15 protein-coding genes are annotated in these 15,141 nt (G+C 68.6%); 1 reads left to right on the top strand and 14 read right to left on the bottom strand.

Annotated features, from left to right (window positions below; translation table 11 throughout):
* Positions 1-2: 2 nt before the first annotated feature.
* From AB0F51_RS11560 to AB0F51_RS11600, 9 genes are read right to left on the bottom strand one after another with little or no spacing between them, the layout of a single operon-like run.
* Positions 3-803 carry a DUF3050 domain-containing protein gene (locus tag AB0F51_RS11560; RefSeq protein ID WP_360277758.1) on the bottom strand — a complete coding sequence of 267 codons (801 nt, stop codon included), beginning with the start codon at positions 801-803 and terminating at the stop codon, positions 3-5.
* A 15-nt stretch (positions 804-818) separates the two neighbouring features.
* A complete protein-coding gene (locus tag AB0F51_RS11565) occupies positions 819-1,721 on the bottom strand; it encodes a phytanoyl-CoA dioxygenase family protein (RefSeq protein ID WP_360277760.1) in 903 nt (300 codons plus the stop codon).
* Positions 1,721-2,794 (bottom strand): 4-hydroxyphenylpyruvate dioxygenase, encoded by a 1,074-nt coding sequence (gene hppD / locus AB0F51_RS11570; RefSeq protein WP_360277763.1) that lies wholly within the window; start codon positions 2,792-2,794, stop codon positions 1,721-1,723. Before hppD ends, AB0F51_RS11565 begins: the two co-directional genes overlap by 1 nt.
* On the bottom strand, positions 2,794-4,053 hold the full coding sequence (locus tag AB0F51_RS11575; protein ID WP_360277765.1) for a beta-ketoacyl-[acyl-carrier-protein] synthase family protein: 1,260 nt from the start codon (positions 4,051-4,053) through the stop codon (positions 2,794-2,796). The genes hppD and AB0F51_RS11575 overlap by 1 nt, the downstream gene beginning before the upstream one ends.
* Complete coding sequence (locus AB0F51_RS11580; RefSeq protein ID WP_360277768.1) at positions 4,050-5,759, bottom strand: class I adenylate-forming enzyme family protein; 1,710 nt, start codon at positions 5,757-5,759, stop codon at positions 4,050-4,052. The genes AB0F51_RS11575 and AB0F51_RS11580 overlap by 4 nt, the downstream gene beginning before the upstream one ends.
* Positions 5,756-6,265, bottom strand: a complete 510-nt coding sequence (locus tag AB0F51_RS11585) for a beta-ketoacyl synthase chain length factor (protein ID WP_360277770.1) — start codon at positions 6,263-6,265, stop codon at positions 5,756-5,758. The genes AB0F51_RS11580 and AB0F51_RS11585 overlap by 4 nt, the downstream gene beginning before the upstream one ends.
* Positions 6,262-7,296, bottom strand: a complete 1,035-nt coding sequence (locus AB0F51_RS11590; protein WP_360277773.1) for a beta-ketoacyl synthase N-terminal-like domain-containing protein — start codon at positions 7,294-7,296, stop codon at positions 6,262-6,264. Before AB0F51_RS11590 ends, AB0F51_RS11585 begins: the two co-directional genes overlap by 4 nt.
* Positions 7,289-7,522, bottom strand: a complete 234-nt coding sequence (locus AB0F51_RS11595; RefSeq protein ID WP_360277776.1) for an acyl carrier protein — start codon at positions 7,520-7,522, stop codon at positions 7,289-7,291. Before AB0F51_RS11595 ends, AB0F51_RS11590 begins: the two co-directional genes overlap by 8 nt.
* Complete coding sequence (locus AB0F51_RS11600) at positions 7,522-7,776, bottom strand: acyl carrier protein (RefSeq protein WP_360277779.1); 255 nt, start codon at positions 7,774-7,776, stop codon at positions 7,522-7,524. The genes AB0F51_RS11595 and AB0F51_RS11600 overlap by 1 nt, the downstream gene beginning before the upstream one ends.
* A gap of 17 nt (positions 7,777-7,793) precedes the next feature.
* Here AB0F51_RS11600 and AB0F51_RS11605 point away from each other — a divergent pair, with 17 nt between their 5' ends.
* Positions 7,794-8,423 carry a 4'-phosphopantetheinyl transferase superfamily protein gene (locus AB0F51_RS11605; RefSeq protein ID WP_360277781.1) on the top strand — a complete coding sequence of 210 codons (630 nt, stop codon included), beginning with the start codon at positions 7,794-7,796 and terminating at the stop codon, positions 8,421-8,423.
* On the opposite strand, the gene AB0F51_RS11610 is transcribed toward AB0F51_RS11605, so the two are convergent.
* The 5 genes from AB0F51_RS11610 to AB0F51_RS11630 all read right to left on the bottom strand — a co-directional run bounded on the left by AB0F51_RS11610 (position 8,354) and on the right by AB0F51_RS11630 (position 15,135).
* Positions 8,354-9,754, bottom strand: a complete 1,401-nt coding sequence (locus AB0F51_RS11610; RefSeq protein WP_360277784.1) for a class I adenylate-forming enzyme family protein — start codon at positions 9,752-9,754, stop codon at positions 8,354-8,356. The genes AB0F51_RS11605 and AB0F51_RS11610 overlap by 70 nt on opposite strands.
* A gap of 512 nt (positions 9,755-10,266) precedes the next feature.
* Positions 10,267-11,160: an N-acetylmuramic acid 6-phosphate etherase gene (murQ, locus tag AB0F51_RS11615; protein WP_360277787.1), complete on the bottom strand. Its 894-nt coding sequence runs from the start codon at positions 11,158-11,160 to the stop codon at positions 10,267-10,269.
* A gap of 32 nt (positions 11,161-11,192) precedes the next feature.
* Positions 11,193-12,095 (bottom strand): MurR/RpiR family transcriptional regulator, encoded by a 903-nt coding sequence (locus AB0F51_RS11620; protein ID WP_360277790.1) that lies wholly within the window; start codon positions 12,093-12,095, stop codon positions 11,193-11,195.
* A 35-nt stretch (positions 12,096-12,130) separates the two neighbouring features.
* Positions 12,131-13,816, bottom strand: coding sequence for a serine hydrolase domain-containing protein (locus AB0F51_RS11625; RefSeq protein ID WP_360277792.1), 1,686 nt, complete (start codon positions 13,814-13,816; stop codon positions 12,131-12,133).
* Between the two features lie 35 nt (positions 13,817-13,851).
* Positions 13,852-15,135, bottom strand: a complete 1,284-nt coding sequence (locus AB0F51_RS11630) for a DUF1343 domain-containing protein (RefSeq protein ID WP_360277795.1) — start codon at positions 15,133-15,135, stop codon at positions 13,852-13,854.
* Positions 15,136-15,141 lie beyond the last annotated feature (6 nt).

Here is a 15,141-nt window from a genome sequence, read left to right on the forward strand (position 1 = left end):
GCTCAGCCCTTCACCGCGGCGAGGATCGCGTCCCACAACCGGGCCCTGGCAGCCAGCGCGGTGTTGATGGTGTCCGCGCAGGCGTCCCACTTGGCCTGGTCGTCGCCGCACAGGTCGGCGACCATCTGCATCGCCATCGGGGTGTGGAACTCGCCGTCCACCTCGATGTGGCGCTCCAGGTAGTCGACGAAGGTGTTCAGCTTGTTGGAGCGTTCGTTCACCGCGACCACCTGGGTGAACATGTCCGGGATCAGGTCCTCCCGGCCGAAGGCGAACGCGGCCGCCTGGCAGTGCACCGGCGCGTTCTCGATGATGTCCCAGGTCGTCGCGGCGAAGTCGATGGACGCCTGCGGTACGCCGGCCGCCGCGAGCGACTCGACCACCGGCGCGCCACCGCGGAGCAGGTCGACCAGCTTGTCGATCGCACTCGTGTCGGCACCGGCCTCCTGCATGCCGTTGACGTACAGCTCGAAGTGGCTGATGAACGCAGGCTTGCCGTCGTCACCGCCCAGTTCGTCGCTCTCCTCGACCATCACGATGTCGTTGATCAGCCGGCGGCTGCTGCGGTGCTCGGTCGGGATCCACGGCACCGTGACACAGGTGAGTTCGCGCTGCAGGGACTTCAGCAGGGACATGAAGTCCCAGACCGCGAAGACGTGGTGCTCCATGAAGGTGACCAGCGACTCGTGCGTGTCCAGGTTGGCGTAGAGCGGGTGCTGCACGACCTTGTCGCGGGCGTCGGTGACCGCCTTCTCCAGCTGCTCGATCCCCGGGTGGGTCTGACCCCAGTCGTAGCGTGACATGTTCGGTCTCCTTGGTTAGCGGTCGGCCCAGAGGGTGGGGCAGAAGTCCGGGTCGGCGTAGTCCGGCTTGCCGTCCGGGGTCCGGCGGACCACCGCGTCGTGGTTGTACGCCGCGAGGGTGCCGTCGGAGAGCGGGAACTCCCGGTAGGAGTTGCCGCCGTCCTGCAGGTGCAGCGAGATCGCCCGGCGGGGCCGGTCGCTGACGTTGGCGCCGCTGCCGTGGTACGTCCGGCAGTGGTGGAAGTTCATGTGGCCGCGCGGGATGGTGATCGGCAGCCGGACCACGTCGGCGCCGTTGAACCGCGCGTTGTCGACCAGCATCTGGTCGAGCTGCGACCGGTCCCGGTCGGCGAAGTGCCGGACGACGGTGTCGTCGGCGCCGATCTCCTTCCACCGGTGGCTGCCGTCGACCATCGTGATCGTGCCCATCTCGGGCGGGCAGTCGTGGAACGGGATGAACGCGGTCAGCATCCGGTCCGACGACGAGGACGACCAGTAGTGCTTGTCGAAGTGCCAGGGCACGATGTTCGACGGTTCGCCCTCGATCGGTGGCTTGTAGATCAGGGTGGACTGGAAGATCCGGATCTCGTCCACCTGCGCGAGCCGGGCCGCGACCGCGCCGATCAGCGGCTTGCGCAGGATCTTGGCCAGGCCGTCGTGCTCGTAGTGCACGTAGTCGTTGTGCCGCTGGACGTCGCCCTTCGACGGGTCCCAGTAGGCGAGCTTGGGCGGCCTGACCGGCAGGGTCCGGTCGCGCTCGCCGGCGTAGTACCGCTCACTGGCGTTGACCAGCTCGTCGGTCTCGTCGTCGGTGAGCAGCTTCTTGGACAGGTACCAGCCGTGCTCGGCGTAGAACGCGACGTCCTCGTCGGACGGCAGCAGCTCGATCTCTTCGTCGGACAGCTTGAACTCCAGCATCACGCCTCGACCCCCGCCAGCTCGCGCTCCTTGGCCTCGTACAGGGCCTTGATGTTTCCGCTGCCGAACGTCATCGCGCCGCGCCGCTCGATGATCTCCAGGAAGAGCGTCCGGCGGACGTGCATCGACTCGGTGAAGATCTGCAGCAGCTGGCCCCAGTGGTCCTTGTCGACCAGGATGCCGAGCTCCTCCAGAGCCTCGATCGGCGTCTCGACCTCACCGACACGGTCCGGCAGCGCCTTGTAGTACGCCGAGGGCGACGCGAGGAAGTTCACCCCACGGTCGCGCAGCGTGCTGACCGCTTCGACGATGTCGCTGGTCCTCAACGCGATGTGCTGCACACCGGCGCCGGCGTGCCAGGTGAGGAAGTCGTTGATCTGCCCCGGCCTGCGACTCGGGTCGGGCTCGATCAGGGTGAAGGTGACGTGCTTCGACGGGCTCTGGACGACCGTCGACTCCATCCCCTGGCCGGCCACCTCGATGTACTCGTCGAAGATCGGCAGGAAACCGAACACGTTCTCGTAGAACTCGACGGTCGGCTTCAGCTGGCCCGACGGCACGCAGATCGCCAGGTGGTCGATCTCGCTGAACAGCTTCTCGTCCGGGCCCTTCGACGGCTCGGTGATCTGGATGGCGCCGGGCAGGAACTCCCGCCGCGGGCCGTGCCGCTCGACCAGCCGGTGGATCACGTCGCCGAAGCCGGCCACCTCCGCGATCACCACGGTGGTCTCCAGCTCGTCGGTGTACGTCACCGGCTCGGTCACAGACTCGGCGCCTCGAGCGAGCAGCTCGGTGTAGGCGACCGAGGCGTTGTCGACTTCCAGGCCGACCACCGCGACACCGTCACCATGCCGCTGGACGTACGCGGCGGCTGGATGGTCGGCAGCCAGTCCCGAGGTCAGCACGATCTGTACGGCGCTCTCCCGCAGCAGCAGCGAACGCTGGCCGGCCAGCCCCGTTTCGGGTCCCCCCTGGCCGTGAACCTGCAGGCCGAAGGCGTGCGCCAGGTAGAACGCCGCCTGCTTGGCGTCGCCCACGTACATCTCGACGTGGTCGATTCCGTAGATCTCCATCACCAGACCTTCCCCTCACTCTTGATCTGCGTGCTCGGAGGACCGAACAGCAGGCTGACGTTCTGGCCGCCGAACCCGAACGAGTTCGACAGCGCGTACTCCGGGCGCGCCTCGCGCGGCTCCTTGCGGACGTGATCCAGCGGACAGGCCGGGTCGGGATCGTCCAGGTTGTACGTCGGTGGCAACAGGCCGGTGTTGATCGCCATCGCGGTGGCGGCGGCCTCGACCACCCCCGACGTACCGAGCATGTGTCCGGTGAGCGCCTTGGTGGAGCTCACGGCCGGGCTGGATCCCTGGAAGGCAAGGGCGATCGCCACCGACTCCGCGACATCGCCGAGCTTGGTGCTCGTGCCGTGGGCGTTGACGTAGCCGACCTGGCCGGACGAAACGTTGCCGCTGGCAAATGCTTGGCGCATGCAGGCGGCGGCGCCGGTACCGTCCGGGCGTGGCGCGGTCGGATGGTGCGCGTCCGAGTTCACGCCGTACCCAGCGATGTCGGCGTACCCCTTCGCGCCCCGCTGGTCGGCGTGGTCGGCGCTCTCCAGGACGAGCAGGCCGGCACCCTCGGAGAGGACGAAACCGTTCCTGCGCAGGTCGAACGGGCGGCTCGCGTCGGTCGGGTCGTCCCAGCCGCGGGCCAGGGCGCGGGCGTTGGCGAAGGTTTCCGCGAAGGTCGGGAAGAGCGGCGCTTCGCTGGCGCCGCAGATGACTACGTCAAGCTCGCCGGTGCGGATGAGTCGTACGCCGTCCGCGATCGCTTGCGCGCCGGAGGCGCACGCAGTACCGACTGATGAGGTGTAGCCACGGATGCCGAAGCGGATCGCGACGCGGGCGGCCGGCATGTTGGGCAGGATCCCGGTGAGCAGATACGGACTGACCGCCGCGCGCCCACGCTCAGCCCGAGCCAGCACCTGCTTCTCCAGCGTCGCCATCCCACCGACGCCCCCGATGATCACCCCGATGCGCTCGGCCGCGACATTCTCCCCAACCACCAGCCCCGCGTCGGCCAACGCCTCCTCAGCCGTCAACTGAGCAAGAATCACCGTCCGATCCATCACCTTCCCATCCGGCCCGCCGGCGATCTTCCCGGTATCAAACTCGCTGAGAAAGCCCGCCAGCTCCACCGACTCAGCCACCGGATGGCCCACCGGCGGCCGCCCGATCCCGGACTTCCCGTGCAACAACGCGTCGAACACCTCCACGACGCCACGCCCCACGGGAGTCATCAACCCCATCCCGGTGATGCTCACCGCAGTCATCGCCCACCCCCGGCGTCACCAGCAACCGCCACCACCGGCACCCCACCGCCGGCTTCCACAGCTGAAGGCGAAGCGCCCCGCAGCACCTCAGACCGTGCAGCGGGTGCAGCCGGTGTGCCGCCGGACTCGCGTTCTGCGCGTAGCGCGACCTTGCGTACCTTGCCGGTTACGGTGACTGGCACTGCGTCCTCACCGACGACGGTGATTCGCCGGAGCGTGGCCGCGACCTCCGCGCCTACCGCCGCGAGGATCCGCTCGTCGCGCTCCTCGATGGGACCGGCACCGGCGGGGAGCTCCAGCAGGACGTCGGTACGGAACTGGCCGTCTTCCTGGACGATGATGACCGTGCAGTCTTGTACTTCGGGGAGCGCTGCCAGAATGCGTTCCTCTGAGAGGGATGTGTAGAGCTGTGGGCCATCGAAACCCGCGACCGCGTCGGGGACTCGGTCCAGGTGGTAGTAGTGGCCGGTGTTGTCGCGGTAGACCAGGTCTCCGGTGAGGAACCAGCCGTTCAGGCGGAACTTGTAGGTGTTGACCGAGTCGTTCCAGTAGCCCGGTGAGACGCTCGGCGAGCGGAAGCCGAGCAGGCCTGGCTTGCCTGGTGGGAGTTCCTCGCCGGATGCGTCGAGCACAGCGGCTGATGCGAACTGGTACGGCTTGCCGATGCACCGCCCGTACTGGTCGCTGTCGATCGTGTGCGTGATGTGGAAGCCGTTGTGCCCCATCTCGCTCGAGCCGAGCCCGTCGATGAAGTGCGAGCCGCAGACCGTCGTACGACCTTCCCGGCCGACCGTCTCGCGGGTGCCCACGGCAACCAACTTCCGGATGTGCGGTTCGTGCGCGCAGTCGCCGGTGTTGAACCACATCCGGACCGAGTCGAGATCGTGCGCCGACAGATCCTCGCGCGCCAGCCCCGCCCACGTGACGGCAAACCCGTAAACCCCGTGCGGCTTCCAGCTCTCGATGTGCCGCAGCACGGTCGGTGCGTCCTGGCTGGAGAGCAGCAGCATCTCCGCGCGGTTGCCGAGCACCTGGTTGACCATCAGGATCGTCGCCGTGTGCGGGATCGGCAGCGCGTTGAGGATCCTGTCCGTCCCCTGCGACTGCGGCATCGTGAGCAGATGCTTCAGCGCGGCGTACAGGGTCTGATGCGTGTGCAGCACCGCCTTCGGCACACCCGTCGTCCCCGAGGTATGGGTGATCACCACCGGGTCGTCCTGGTGATGCCGGTACTGCGCCGGCGCCTTCGCCGGATCGCCCGTGCCCAGCTCCTTGGGGTCACCCAGGATCGGTGCCTCACGCAACAAGTCCTGGTGGGCGGCGTCGACCAGGACGCCGGTCACCCGCAGCCGCCGGATGTACTCCTCCGCGATGGCCGGAGCCATCTTCCCGTTCAGCAGCGCGGGAATCGCACCGACCCGGGTCAGCGCGAGGAAGCTCAGCACGATGTCGGCGGCCTCGGTCGCCCAGATCGCCACCACGTCACGCCTGCCGATCCCCCGATCGCGCAGCCACGCGCTCCGCGCCTGGACCCGGTCGTCGAGCTCGCCGAGGGTGAGCGGATGTTCGGCCGGGAACTCGTCGACGGCCGTGTCGAACGTCAGGCCCGGCCCGGTCAGGTCGGCACCGTGCGCGATCACGGTCGCCAGCACGTTGCCGGCCCCGATGGCCGGATCGGCGGCCAGTCGCGCTCTCAGACTCTTCACAACGGATCTCCCCCACTCACCAACATGGCCTCGGCGGTGTCGCCGTCGGCCGCCTGTTCCACGAGTACGACGAGGACCTGGTCCGCGTCTCCGTCCGCGATCAGCAGCGCCGCCTGTTCGAGTCCGGCGACGTGCGCCTCAGTCGTGGGGCTGAGGCACACCACCGGTCCGCGCAGACCCCATCGGGCCGCGATGTAGCCGGCCACACTGTTCGGCACCGACTGGAAGAAGTAGAGCGGCCCGACTCGCTTGCCGTCGGCAACCGCTTGGCGCACGTGGTCCGCACTGACCCGGTCGCCGCTGCGGGTGACCAGGACGATCGCGGTCCGTTCCACAGCAGGCGCGGGCTTGAGGCAACGATCGGCCACGACAGCGGCCAGCGGGCTGAACGATGACGCGACGAAACCGGGCAGTGACGGCGGACCTGCCACCACGTCGTCACCCGGCTCCGGCCAGTGACCGACAGCGAGCGTGCGAGGTGCGGGAATCCCAGTCAGGCGGTTCATCCAGCACGCACCAGCAAGGCCGTGTTCGCGCCACCGAAGGCCGCATTCAGAGACAGCCCGTACTGCGCTGCGGCGGGCCGGGGCGCGTGCAGAATCAGATCCAGGTCGCACTCGGGATCACGCGTGGTGAAGCCCGCGTTGACCGGGAGCTTTCCCTCGCGCAGCGCCTGCACGGTCAGGATGAGCTCCAGCAATCCAGAGGCCTCGAGCGCATGACCGTGCACGGCCTTCGTCGAGCTCACCGGTACTTCGCTGTGGAACACAGTCCTGATCGCGGCCGCCTCGGAGGCATCGCTGAAACCTGTCCCGGTGGCATTGGCGTTGATGTAGCCGACGACCTCCGGCGGAAGATCGGCCTTCCGCAACGCGGCTTCGATGGCTGCGGCCAGACCGTGTCCGTCAGGAGCCGGCTGGCACGGGTGGTAGCCGTCTCCGGCCCTCCCCCAGCCGGCGATCTCGGCCAAGCCTTCACCCCGCTGCAGCACGATGGCGGCCACACCATCGCCGAGCAGCAGTCCCTTACGGTCACGACTGAACGGCCTGACCACGCCGTCCGGCGACAACGCACGGCCCGCGTCGAACAACGCGAACTGATCAGGCTCGACCAGATAGCCGGCCGCGACGACGATGCGCTCGGCGTACCCGTTGCGGATCAGCGCGGCCGCGTCAGCGACCGCAGTACTGGCTGAGACGCAGGCGCTGGTGTAGATGCGGGTGGCTCTGGAAGCGAGGCTGCGGACGCCTGCTCGGCCGTGAACCGCAAGAAACAAAGGGGTTGTGGCGCGCTGAGCGGCTGTCAGCCCGGCCTCGGCACAGGCTTCCGTCACCGCGTCGAGCAGCTCTTCCTCCAGCGAGTGCACATCGGTAGCCGTCGCCGCCCGGTTGACCCGGCGGTTACCGGTGTCGAACCGCTGGACCTCGGTGAAGGCCGCCGCGCCGGGCAGGGCAGCCGCCAGTTGCGCCTCGGCTCCACGGCCGAGCGCGCTCAGGACGGACCGTCCGGTGATGGCGACCCGCGGCCGGTCAGACATGGCTCTGCAACGCTTCCGCGAAGACGAGAACGGCGTCGTCGATGGTCTTGATCCGGTCCAGCTGGTCGTCGTCGAGCTCGCGCCCGTAGCGCTGCTCGACCTGGTGGACCAGCCAGGCGAGTTCCATCGAGTCGATCCGTTCCCGGACCTCACCGGGCCGGCGGTCGCCCAGCGCGGCCAGCCAGTCGACGATCTCGGCTCTCCCGGGCGGAAGGAGGGAGCTCATCAGACCTGCTGCGCTACCCGGCCGGCCACCGCGGTGGTGAACTCGCCGACGGTCATCAGGGCCAGCTCCTCGGACTCGTCGTCGGAGAACCGCACACCGAACTTGTCCTCGACCCGCACCGACAGGTCGGCCAGCGCCAGCGACTCCAGGTCGACCCCGGCCGGGCCGAGCGTGGTGTCGTCGTCGATGCCCTCGACGTCGTAGTTCATGTCCACCAGCTGCGCGAGGACGAACTCGCGAACCTCTTCCCTCATCGGGTTACCTTCTTTCTGTGAGTCGACGCCCGGACCCCGAGCTGGAGCCCGTGCACGTCTGGCTGAAACCCGTCGAACGCGACCACCGGGCGGCGGCCCACGCCCTGCTCCTCGACCTGGCCGGCACGCTGCTCGACCGGCCGCCGGTCCTGCGCCACGACGCCGCCGGCGCTCCGCACGTCGGCCCGCTCGGGGTGAGCATCAGCCACAGCCGGCGGTTCGTCGCGGTCGTCGCCGGCCTGGCGGGCCCAGTCGGCGTAGACCTCGAGGACCGCTACCCCCGCGACGTCACCGGCCTGGCCCACCGCTGGTTCACTCCCGCCGAGCTCGCCTGGATGGCAGGACAGCCCGAAGAACTCGAGGCTTTCCTGCACCTCTGGACTGGAAAGGAAGCGGTGGGCAAGGCCCTCGGTACCGGCCTGCGCAACGCGGGTCTGCGCCGGCAGCTGCCGTTGCCCGCCGGCGGACCGGTCCCGGCCGAGCCGCAGCTCACCCTGGTCCATCTCCCGGTGCGGGCCGACACGGTGCTGGCGGTTGTCGTTCCGACGGGCGTCCGGTCCGTCGAGGTCTGTGAGCATCACGGCGCGGCCTTGCGCAGTACCGCGATGTCGCGGACGAGTTTCCCGGTGGTTGTCCGGGGCAACTGATCCAGCACCCGCACGCTGCGCGGCCGCTTGTACGACGCGAGCAGCTGGGCGAGGTCGGCCTCGATCCGGGTGACGTCGCGGCGTTCGTGCAGCTGGACGTAGGCGGTGATCGAGCCGTCGTGGACCACCACCGCCGCCTCGACGCCGCGCAGCGTGGTCAGCGTGTACTCGACCTCGGTCAGGTCGACCTTCAGGCCACCGACCGACACCTGCGAGTCCAGCCGGCCCTTGATCGACACCAGGCCGGTCTCCGGATCGACCACCCCGGCGTCCTTGGTCCGCAACCAGCCGTCGGCCCAGCGACTCGGGTCCGACAACCCCAGGTACGGCGACTCCGGCCGCCGGATCCGCAGCTCTCCATCGACAGCTCTCACCTCGATCCCGGGTGCCGGGCGGATCGCGGGCCGGTGCGCGCCGAACAGGTCGGTCCCGATCACCCCGACCTCGGTCATCCCGTACATGTTGCCGAGCGGTACGCCGAACTTGTCCTCGAAGGCGGCCGAGGTTGCCGCCGGCACCAGTTCGCCACCGGTCGTCATCCGCTTGAACTGCGGCAGTGGCGGCGGCTCCTGGACCGAGGCGAGCAGGCCGATGTGGAACGGCACCCCGAGCACGGTCGCGGGGCTGTTGCCGCTCGCGATCGCCTGGACGATGGCGTCACCGGTCAGCCGCGCCGGTGGGACCAGCTCGACACCGGCGTGCAGGCCGTACATCAGCCCACCGACCAGTCCGAGCACGTGCACCATCGACGGCAGCAGGATCACGCGTTCGCCCCGCAGCGGCACGCCCTCGATCTGGGTGTACCGCAGTACCTCCTCGACCAGGTCCTCCGCGGTCCGCCCGATCACCTTCGACGGGCCGGTCGACCCCGAACTGAGCTGGACGACGGCATGTGAGGTGCTTGCGGGGTGACCTGAGTAGCTGGCCACGTCGGTGTCGACGTCGACGAACGTGCGCAGCCCGGAAACCACCGGCCGGTCCGCCGACACCACGACCTGCGGGACCAGCCGCTCGATCGCCCGGCGGACCTCGTAGTCGGTCAGCCGGTGATCGAGCAGGATCGCCTGCCCACCGAGCCGCCAGACCGCCAGCAAATGCGTCACGAAAGCCATTGACGGCGGCAATCGCAATGCGGCGGCGCCGCCCGGGCGCAAACCCGAGCCGGCCAATTCGGACTGCCGTTCCCGGACCAGCCGGCGCAGCATTCCGCGGTCAATAGGAGTAGGGAGTCTGAAACAGACGTCACCGGCCGGTCCGGCCAGCAACACGTCATCGACCCATTGGGCGCCCCTAGTGGTTCCGGGCACCACGACAGTACCGTCCATGGTCATCCGAGCTCCGAAGTTCGCCTTGAACACAAAGGATTCAGAGCACCAGCCCCCCACCAAGGCCTGGCGATGACGTGACGATACGACACGATCACAGAATCTCGCTACGGACCGAAAGTGATGACCCCATCACCGTTGGCGACGTGTCCTGGATCGCTTTTCTTTCGGCTGCGAATCAGCGATGCTACTCCGTTTTGTGCCGCCCAAAAATCAAACGTCCCAGCCATTCCGAAACCAGCGGGATGGCTGCCACCGGTTAGCTGTCACGTTCAAATGAACCCACGCGAAGGGTTCCCCGCACGAATTTCAAGCCAGCGCTTAGTAGTTCATCCCGGAACAAACCCGCAGAATTTTTTCCGGAATTCCGGAACTGTTCGCCAGGGTCGCAGACGCAGCCATCTCATGGGTACGGCGCAGCACTGCAACAAGCTGCAGCTTCGTTGCCGAGCGCATCGAATCGGTCGCCAAGCGTGAGCGACGCGCAAGAACGCCGTCGGAACGACCGACGGCCGGTGTCAGGCGGTGGCGCTGAGCAGGCCCAGGGCGACGGCTACGCGGCCGCCTGCCTGGGACAGGGCGCGGCGGGCCTCGGGGATCGGGGAGCCCGTCAGGAGGTGCACGAGGGCCGGCTTGAGCTCGCCGTCGGCGTCGGCGAGTGCCGTCGCGCAGGCGTCGGCGTCGGCGCCTGTTGCCTCGCCGAGGATGCGGAGCATCCGGCCGCGGAGTTTCTGGTTCGTCGCGACCATGTCGACCATCAGGTTCGACCAGGTCCGGCCGAGCTTGATCATCAGCGTGGTGGAGAAGCTGTTCAGGATCATCTTCTGCGCGGTCCCGGCCTTCAGCCGGGTGGAGCCGGCGATGACCTCCGGCCCGGTGTCCGCGGCGATCACGATGTCGGCCAGCGGGGCCAGCGGTGCCGCCGGGTTGGAGGTGACCAGCGCAGTGGTCGCTCCGACGGCACGAGCGGCCCGCAGAGCGCCCGCGACGTACGGCGTGCTGCCCGAGGCCGCCAGGCCGATCACGATGTCCCGGCCGGTCACTGAGGCCGCGTCGGCGGCGCCGCCCTCCTCGGAGTCCTCCACGTTCTCGACCGCGCGCAGCAGCGCTTCCATGCCGCCGGCGTGGTGGGCGACCACCAGGTCCTCGGGGGCATGGAAGGTCGGCAGCAGTTCGGCGGCGTCGAGCACCGCCAGGCGGCCGGAGGTGCCGGCGCCGAAGTAGTGCACCCGCCCGCCGTTGCGGACGGCCTCGACGGCGGCGTCGACCGCCCGTGCCAGCTCAGGGATCACCGCACTCACCGCACCGGCAACCCGCGCGTCTTCCGCGTTGACCATCCGGAGGATCTCGGTGGTGCCCACCGCATCGATCGCGAGCGTCCTGGGGTTGCGCTGCTCCGTGGGTGTGATCACAGTGACGATGTTAGTTTCCTACTGAAGGATTTTCAATTCTGTTGATCATTGACAGAACTCTTCAGACGGTGCCCACGGACCGCGATCGCGGTCTCCTCGAGTGCCTTGCGGGCGTCCGGCATCACCGACTGCGCGACACCGATGAACAGGCAGTCGATCACCATCAGCTGGGCGATCCGGCTCGACATCGCGCCGGAGCGATAGGTTGTCTCGCGGGCGGCCGTGGTGAGGACAAGATCCGCGGTCCGGGCCAGCGGTGACCGCGGGAAGTTCGTGATGGCGACCGTGGTGGCGCCGTGCTTGGCGGCCTCCTCGAGCGCCTCGACGACCTCGACCGTCGTTCCGGTGTGGGAGATGCCGATCGCGACATCGCCCTCGCCGAGCAACGCGGCACTCGTCAGCGCGACGTGCACGTCCGACCAGGCGAACGCGACCCGGCGGATCCGGTGCAACTTCTGCTGCAGGTCGAGCGCCACGAAGGAACTCGCGGCGGTGCCGTAGAGGTCGACCCGCGGCGCCTTGGCCACCGCGGCGACCACCTTGCTCAGCGCCTCGACATCGAGCTGCTGAGCGGTCTCGCGGACCGCCCGCTCGTCCGCGAACGCGACCTTGCCGACGACATCGGCCAGGGAGTCCCCCGGCTCGATGTCACCGCCCACCTCCGGCCGGATGTTCTCCGTGGCCGACTGGGCTGCCAGCTGCAGGCGGAGCTGCGGATAGCCGGGGACGCCGATCTGCTTGCAGAACCGGATGACCGTGGTCTCCGAGGTGGATGCCACCTCGGCCAGTTCGGAGATCGTCATCGCCGCCACTCCGCTCGGGTCGGCGAGGACCGCGTTCGCCACCCGCTGCTCGGCCGGGGCCAGCGCGGGCATCACCGCGCGGACCCGGACCAGCAGCGGCCCCGTGGGTTCTGGAGAGGTAACTGAAGTCATGACGCCACCGTACGGCGATCACGCACCGAGCGGGGTCATCGACGCGAAAGTCTCCAACCAGATGCTGTAAATGACTCGGGTGTTCGCTCTCCGTCGAACAGCATCCCGTCCGGAGATGAGATCTTCACACCATCCACATAGACACCACGGCCCTGGTAAAGCGCGTCGGAGGTGTAACGCCAGCGCACCGTCTGGTCACCCGGAGCCAATTCCGCGGTCACCTGGTGCCAGTGCCGGTCGCCGGAGCCGCTGATGGTGCCGTCGGCATCGATCACGGTCCCGCGGTCCCGCACGGTGAACGGCACCTTGGTCCAGGTCGTCCCGTCGGCCGAGGTCTCCAGGTAGAGCAGGTCGGAGTCCTCGGTGTCCACGAACAGGTCGAACGACATCTTCGCCCCACCGGCCGGTACGGCGACCTTCACGGCGAGCGTCGTCGTACTGGCGTCCGTGGTGCCGGAGAACCAGGCGTCCTTGCCGTGCCGCGGCCCGACCCCCAAAGACAACGCCAGGCCCTGTACTACGGCCCTGCGGGCGGGGTTGTTGCTGCCCCAGTTGCGGCTCGGGTGGACCCGGTTGGTCAGCAGGATCGCGAACGAGCGCGAGTCGAAGTCGATCACCAGCGAGGTGCCCGTGTAGCCGGTGTGGCCGGCGGTGCGGGGACCGGACAGACCACCCATGTACCAGCGCTGGTTCAGCTCGAACCCGAGCCCGTGGTCGTTGCCCGGGAAGGCCTGGTTGAAGTTGGTGATCATCGCGGTGACGGAGTCCGTCTTCAGGATCCGCGCCCCGCGGTAGCTGCCGCCGTTGAGGAACGCCTGCGCCAGCACGGCCATGTCGTCGGCCGTCGAGAAGATCCCGGCGTGGCCGGCGACGCCGCCGAGCGACCAGGCGTTCTCGTCGTGCACCGAGCCCCAGACCATCCCGCGCGGCGGGGACGCCTGGTACTCCGTGGCGGCGATCCGCGGCTTCTTCTTCTCGTCCGGGTTGTAGCCGGTGTCGCGCATCTGCAGCGGTTTGGTGATCCCGTCCGCGACCAGCTTGTCCAGCGACTTGCCCGACACCCGCGCGGCGACCTCGCCCAGCGCGATCAGGTTCAGGTCGCTGTAGAGGTACTTCGTACCGGCCGGGCTGGTCGGCTTGGCCGTCAGCGCCATCTGCATCCGGGAGGCCGGGTCCGGCTGAGCGCTCCACAGCGGCAGCCAGGCCGGCAGCCCGGTGGTGTGGGTCAGCGCCTGCCGGACCGTGATCGCCTCCTTGCCGTTGGCCGCGAACTCCGGCACGTACGTCGCGATCGGGGTGTCCAGGCCGACCTTGCCCTTCTCGACCTGCTGCATCACCACGACCGAGGTGAACAGCTTCGAGACCGAGGCCATGTCGAAGATCGTGTCGGTCCGCATCGGGATCTGCTGGTCGGCCGGCAACTCGGTCCCGTTGCCGTCGGCGTACTTGACCGCCTGGCCGGTCGCCGTGCGGGTGACCACCTTGCCGTTGTGGCCGAGCAGCGTGACGGCACCGGCGTACAGGGGTTTGACGGTGCCGTTCGGCCGGGTCCAGCCGTCGACCTGGGCCAGCGCGGCGTCGATCGGCGCGGGATCCAGGCCGGCCTTCGCCGGCGTCGCGTCGCGCAGCAACGTCGACTTCGGCGCGTAGCCGTCGTACGGGCGGTCGAACCGTCCGGATTTGTTGCTGGTAGCAACCGCAGGGGTGGCCAGAGTGAGCACGAGGGTAGAGGCTACCGTGAAAACGAGCAGTCTTCTCACCGGTGATCTCCCTTGTACAGCAGGTACTTCGCGCGGCGTGCGGTCCAGGCCCGGGTCTCCGGCTGCCAGGCGGCGACGATCTCCTCGGCCGTGGCGCCCGCGGTGAACATGGTCCGGAACCGGTCCGAGCCGGTCAGCAGGTCGATCCACCGGCCGGGTGGGTTCTCGGCCCGCCAGGCGAACTGCGGGTAGAGCCGCTTGGCCTCGATCATCATGTGCGTCGCCGCCAGGATCGGGTCGACCCGGTGCGGGTCGGTGATGTGCAGCTGCACCCCGCCGCAGAGCAGGTTGGCGTTCTTGCTGATGAACGGGGTGAAGTACGCCTCGCGGAACTCGATGCCCGGGACGTTCTTCGTCCGCAGCGCCTCGGCCCAGCGATAGTCGATGTACGGCGCGCCGATCAGCTCGAACGGCCGGGTCGTGCCGCGGCCCTCGGAGAAGTTGGTCGCCTCGAACAGGCAGGTGCCCGGGTAGAGCAGGGCGGTGTCCGGTGTCGGCATGTTCGGGCTCGGCATCACCCAGGGCAGGCCTGTCTCGGCGAACAACTGGTCCCGCTTCCAGCCCTTCACCTTGATCACCTGGAGGTCCTGGACCACCGGGCCACCGGTGTCCAGCGCGAGGTACTCCGCGTTGAACATCCGGGCCAGCTCACCGACCGTCATCCCGTGCTGCTGGACGATCTCCTCCTTGCCCACGCCGGAGGTGTAGCCGGGCTTGAGCATCGGGCCGCGGGCGTAGCCGCCGACCGGGTTCGGCCGGTCCAGCACGACGAACTTCTTGCCGGTGTTGGCGGCGGCCACCATCGCCTCGTACATCGACCAGATGTAGGTGTAGAAGCGCGCCCCGACGTCCTGGATGTCGAAGACGACGGTCTCCACCCCGGACTTCTGGTAGAGCGTGGCGAGCTTGGCCGCGTTCGCGCCGTACGCGTCGTAGACCATGATCCCGGTCCGCGGGTCGACGTGGTCGTTCTCGGAACCGCCGGCCTGCGCGCTGCCGCGGAAGCCGTGCTCGGGACCGAACACCGCGACCACGTTCACCTTGCCGGACGCGTGCATGGTGTCGACGACGTGGCTCAGGTCGTCGAGGATGCCGGTCGGGTTGCTGAACACCCCGACCTTCTGGCCGGCCAGGGCCGTGAAGTCGTCATCGGCCAGCACCTGGGCGCCGGTCCTGACTCCCTTGTGCTTGGCAGGCTCGGCGGCCGCGGCCGCTTGGACATCGATCAGCGGTGCGGCGGCGAGTGCACCCGCACCGGCCAGCAGACTGCGGCGCTTCATCGGTTC

The sequence above is a fragment of the Kribbella sp. NPDC023855 genome, assembly GCF_040639475.1.
Taxonomy (GTDB): Bacteria; Actinomycetota; Actinomycetes; order Propionibacteriales; family Kribbellaceae; genus Kribbella.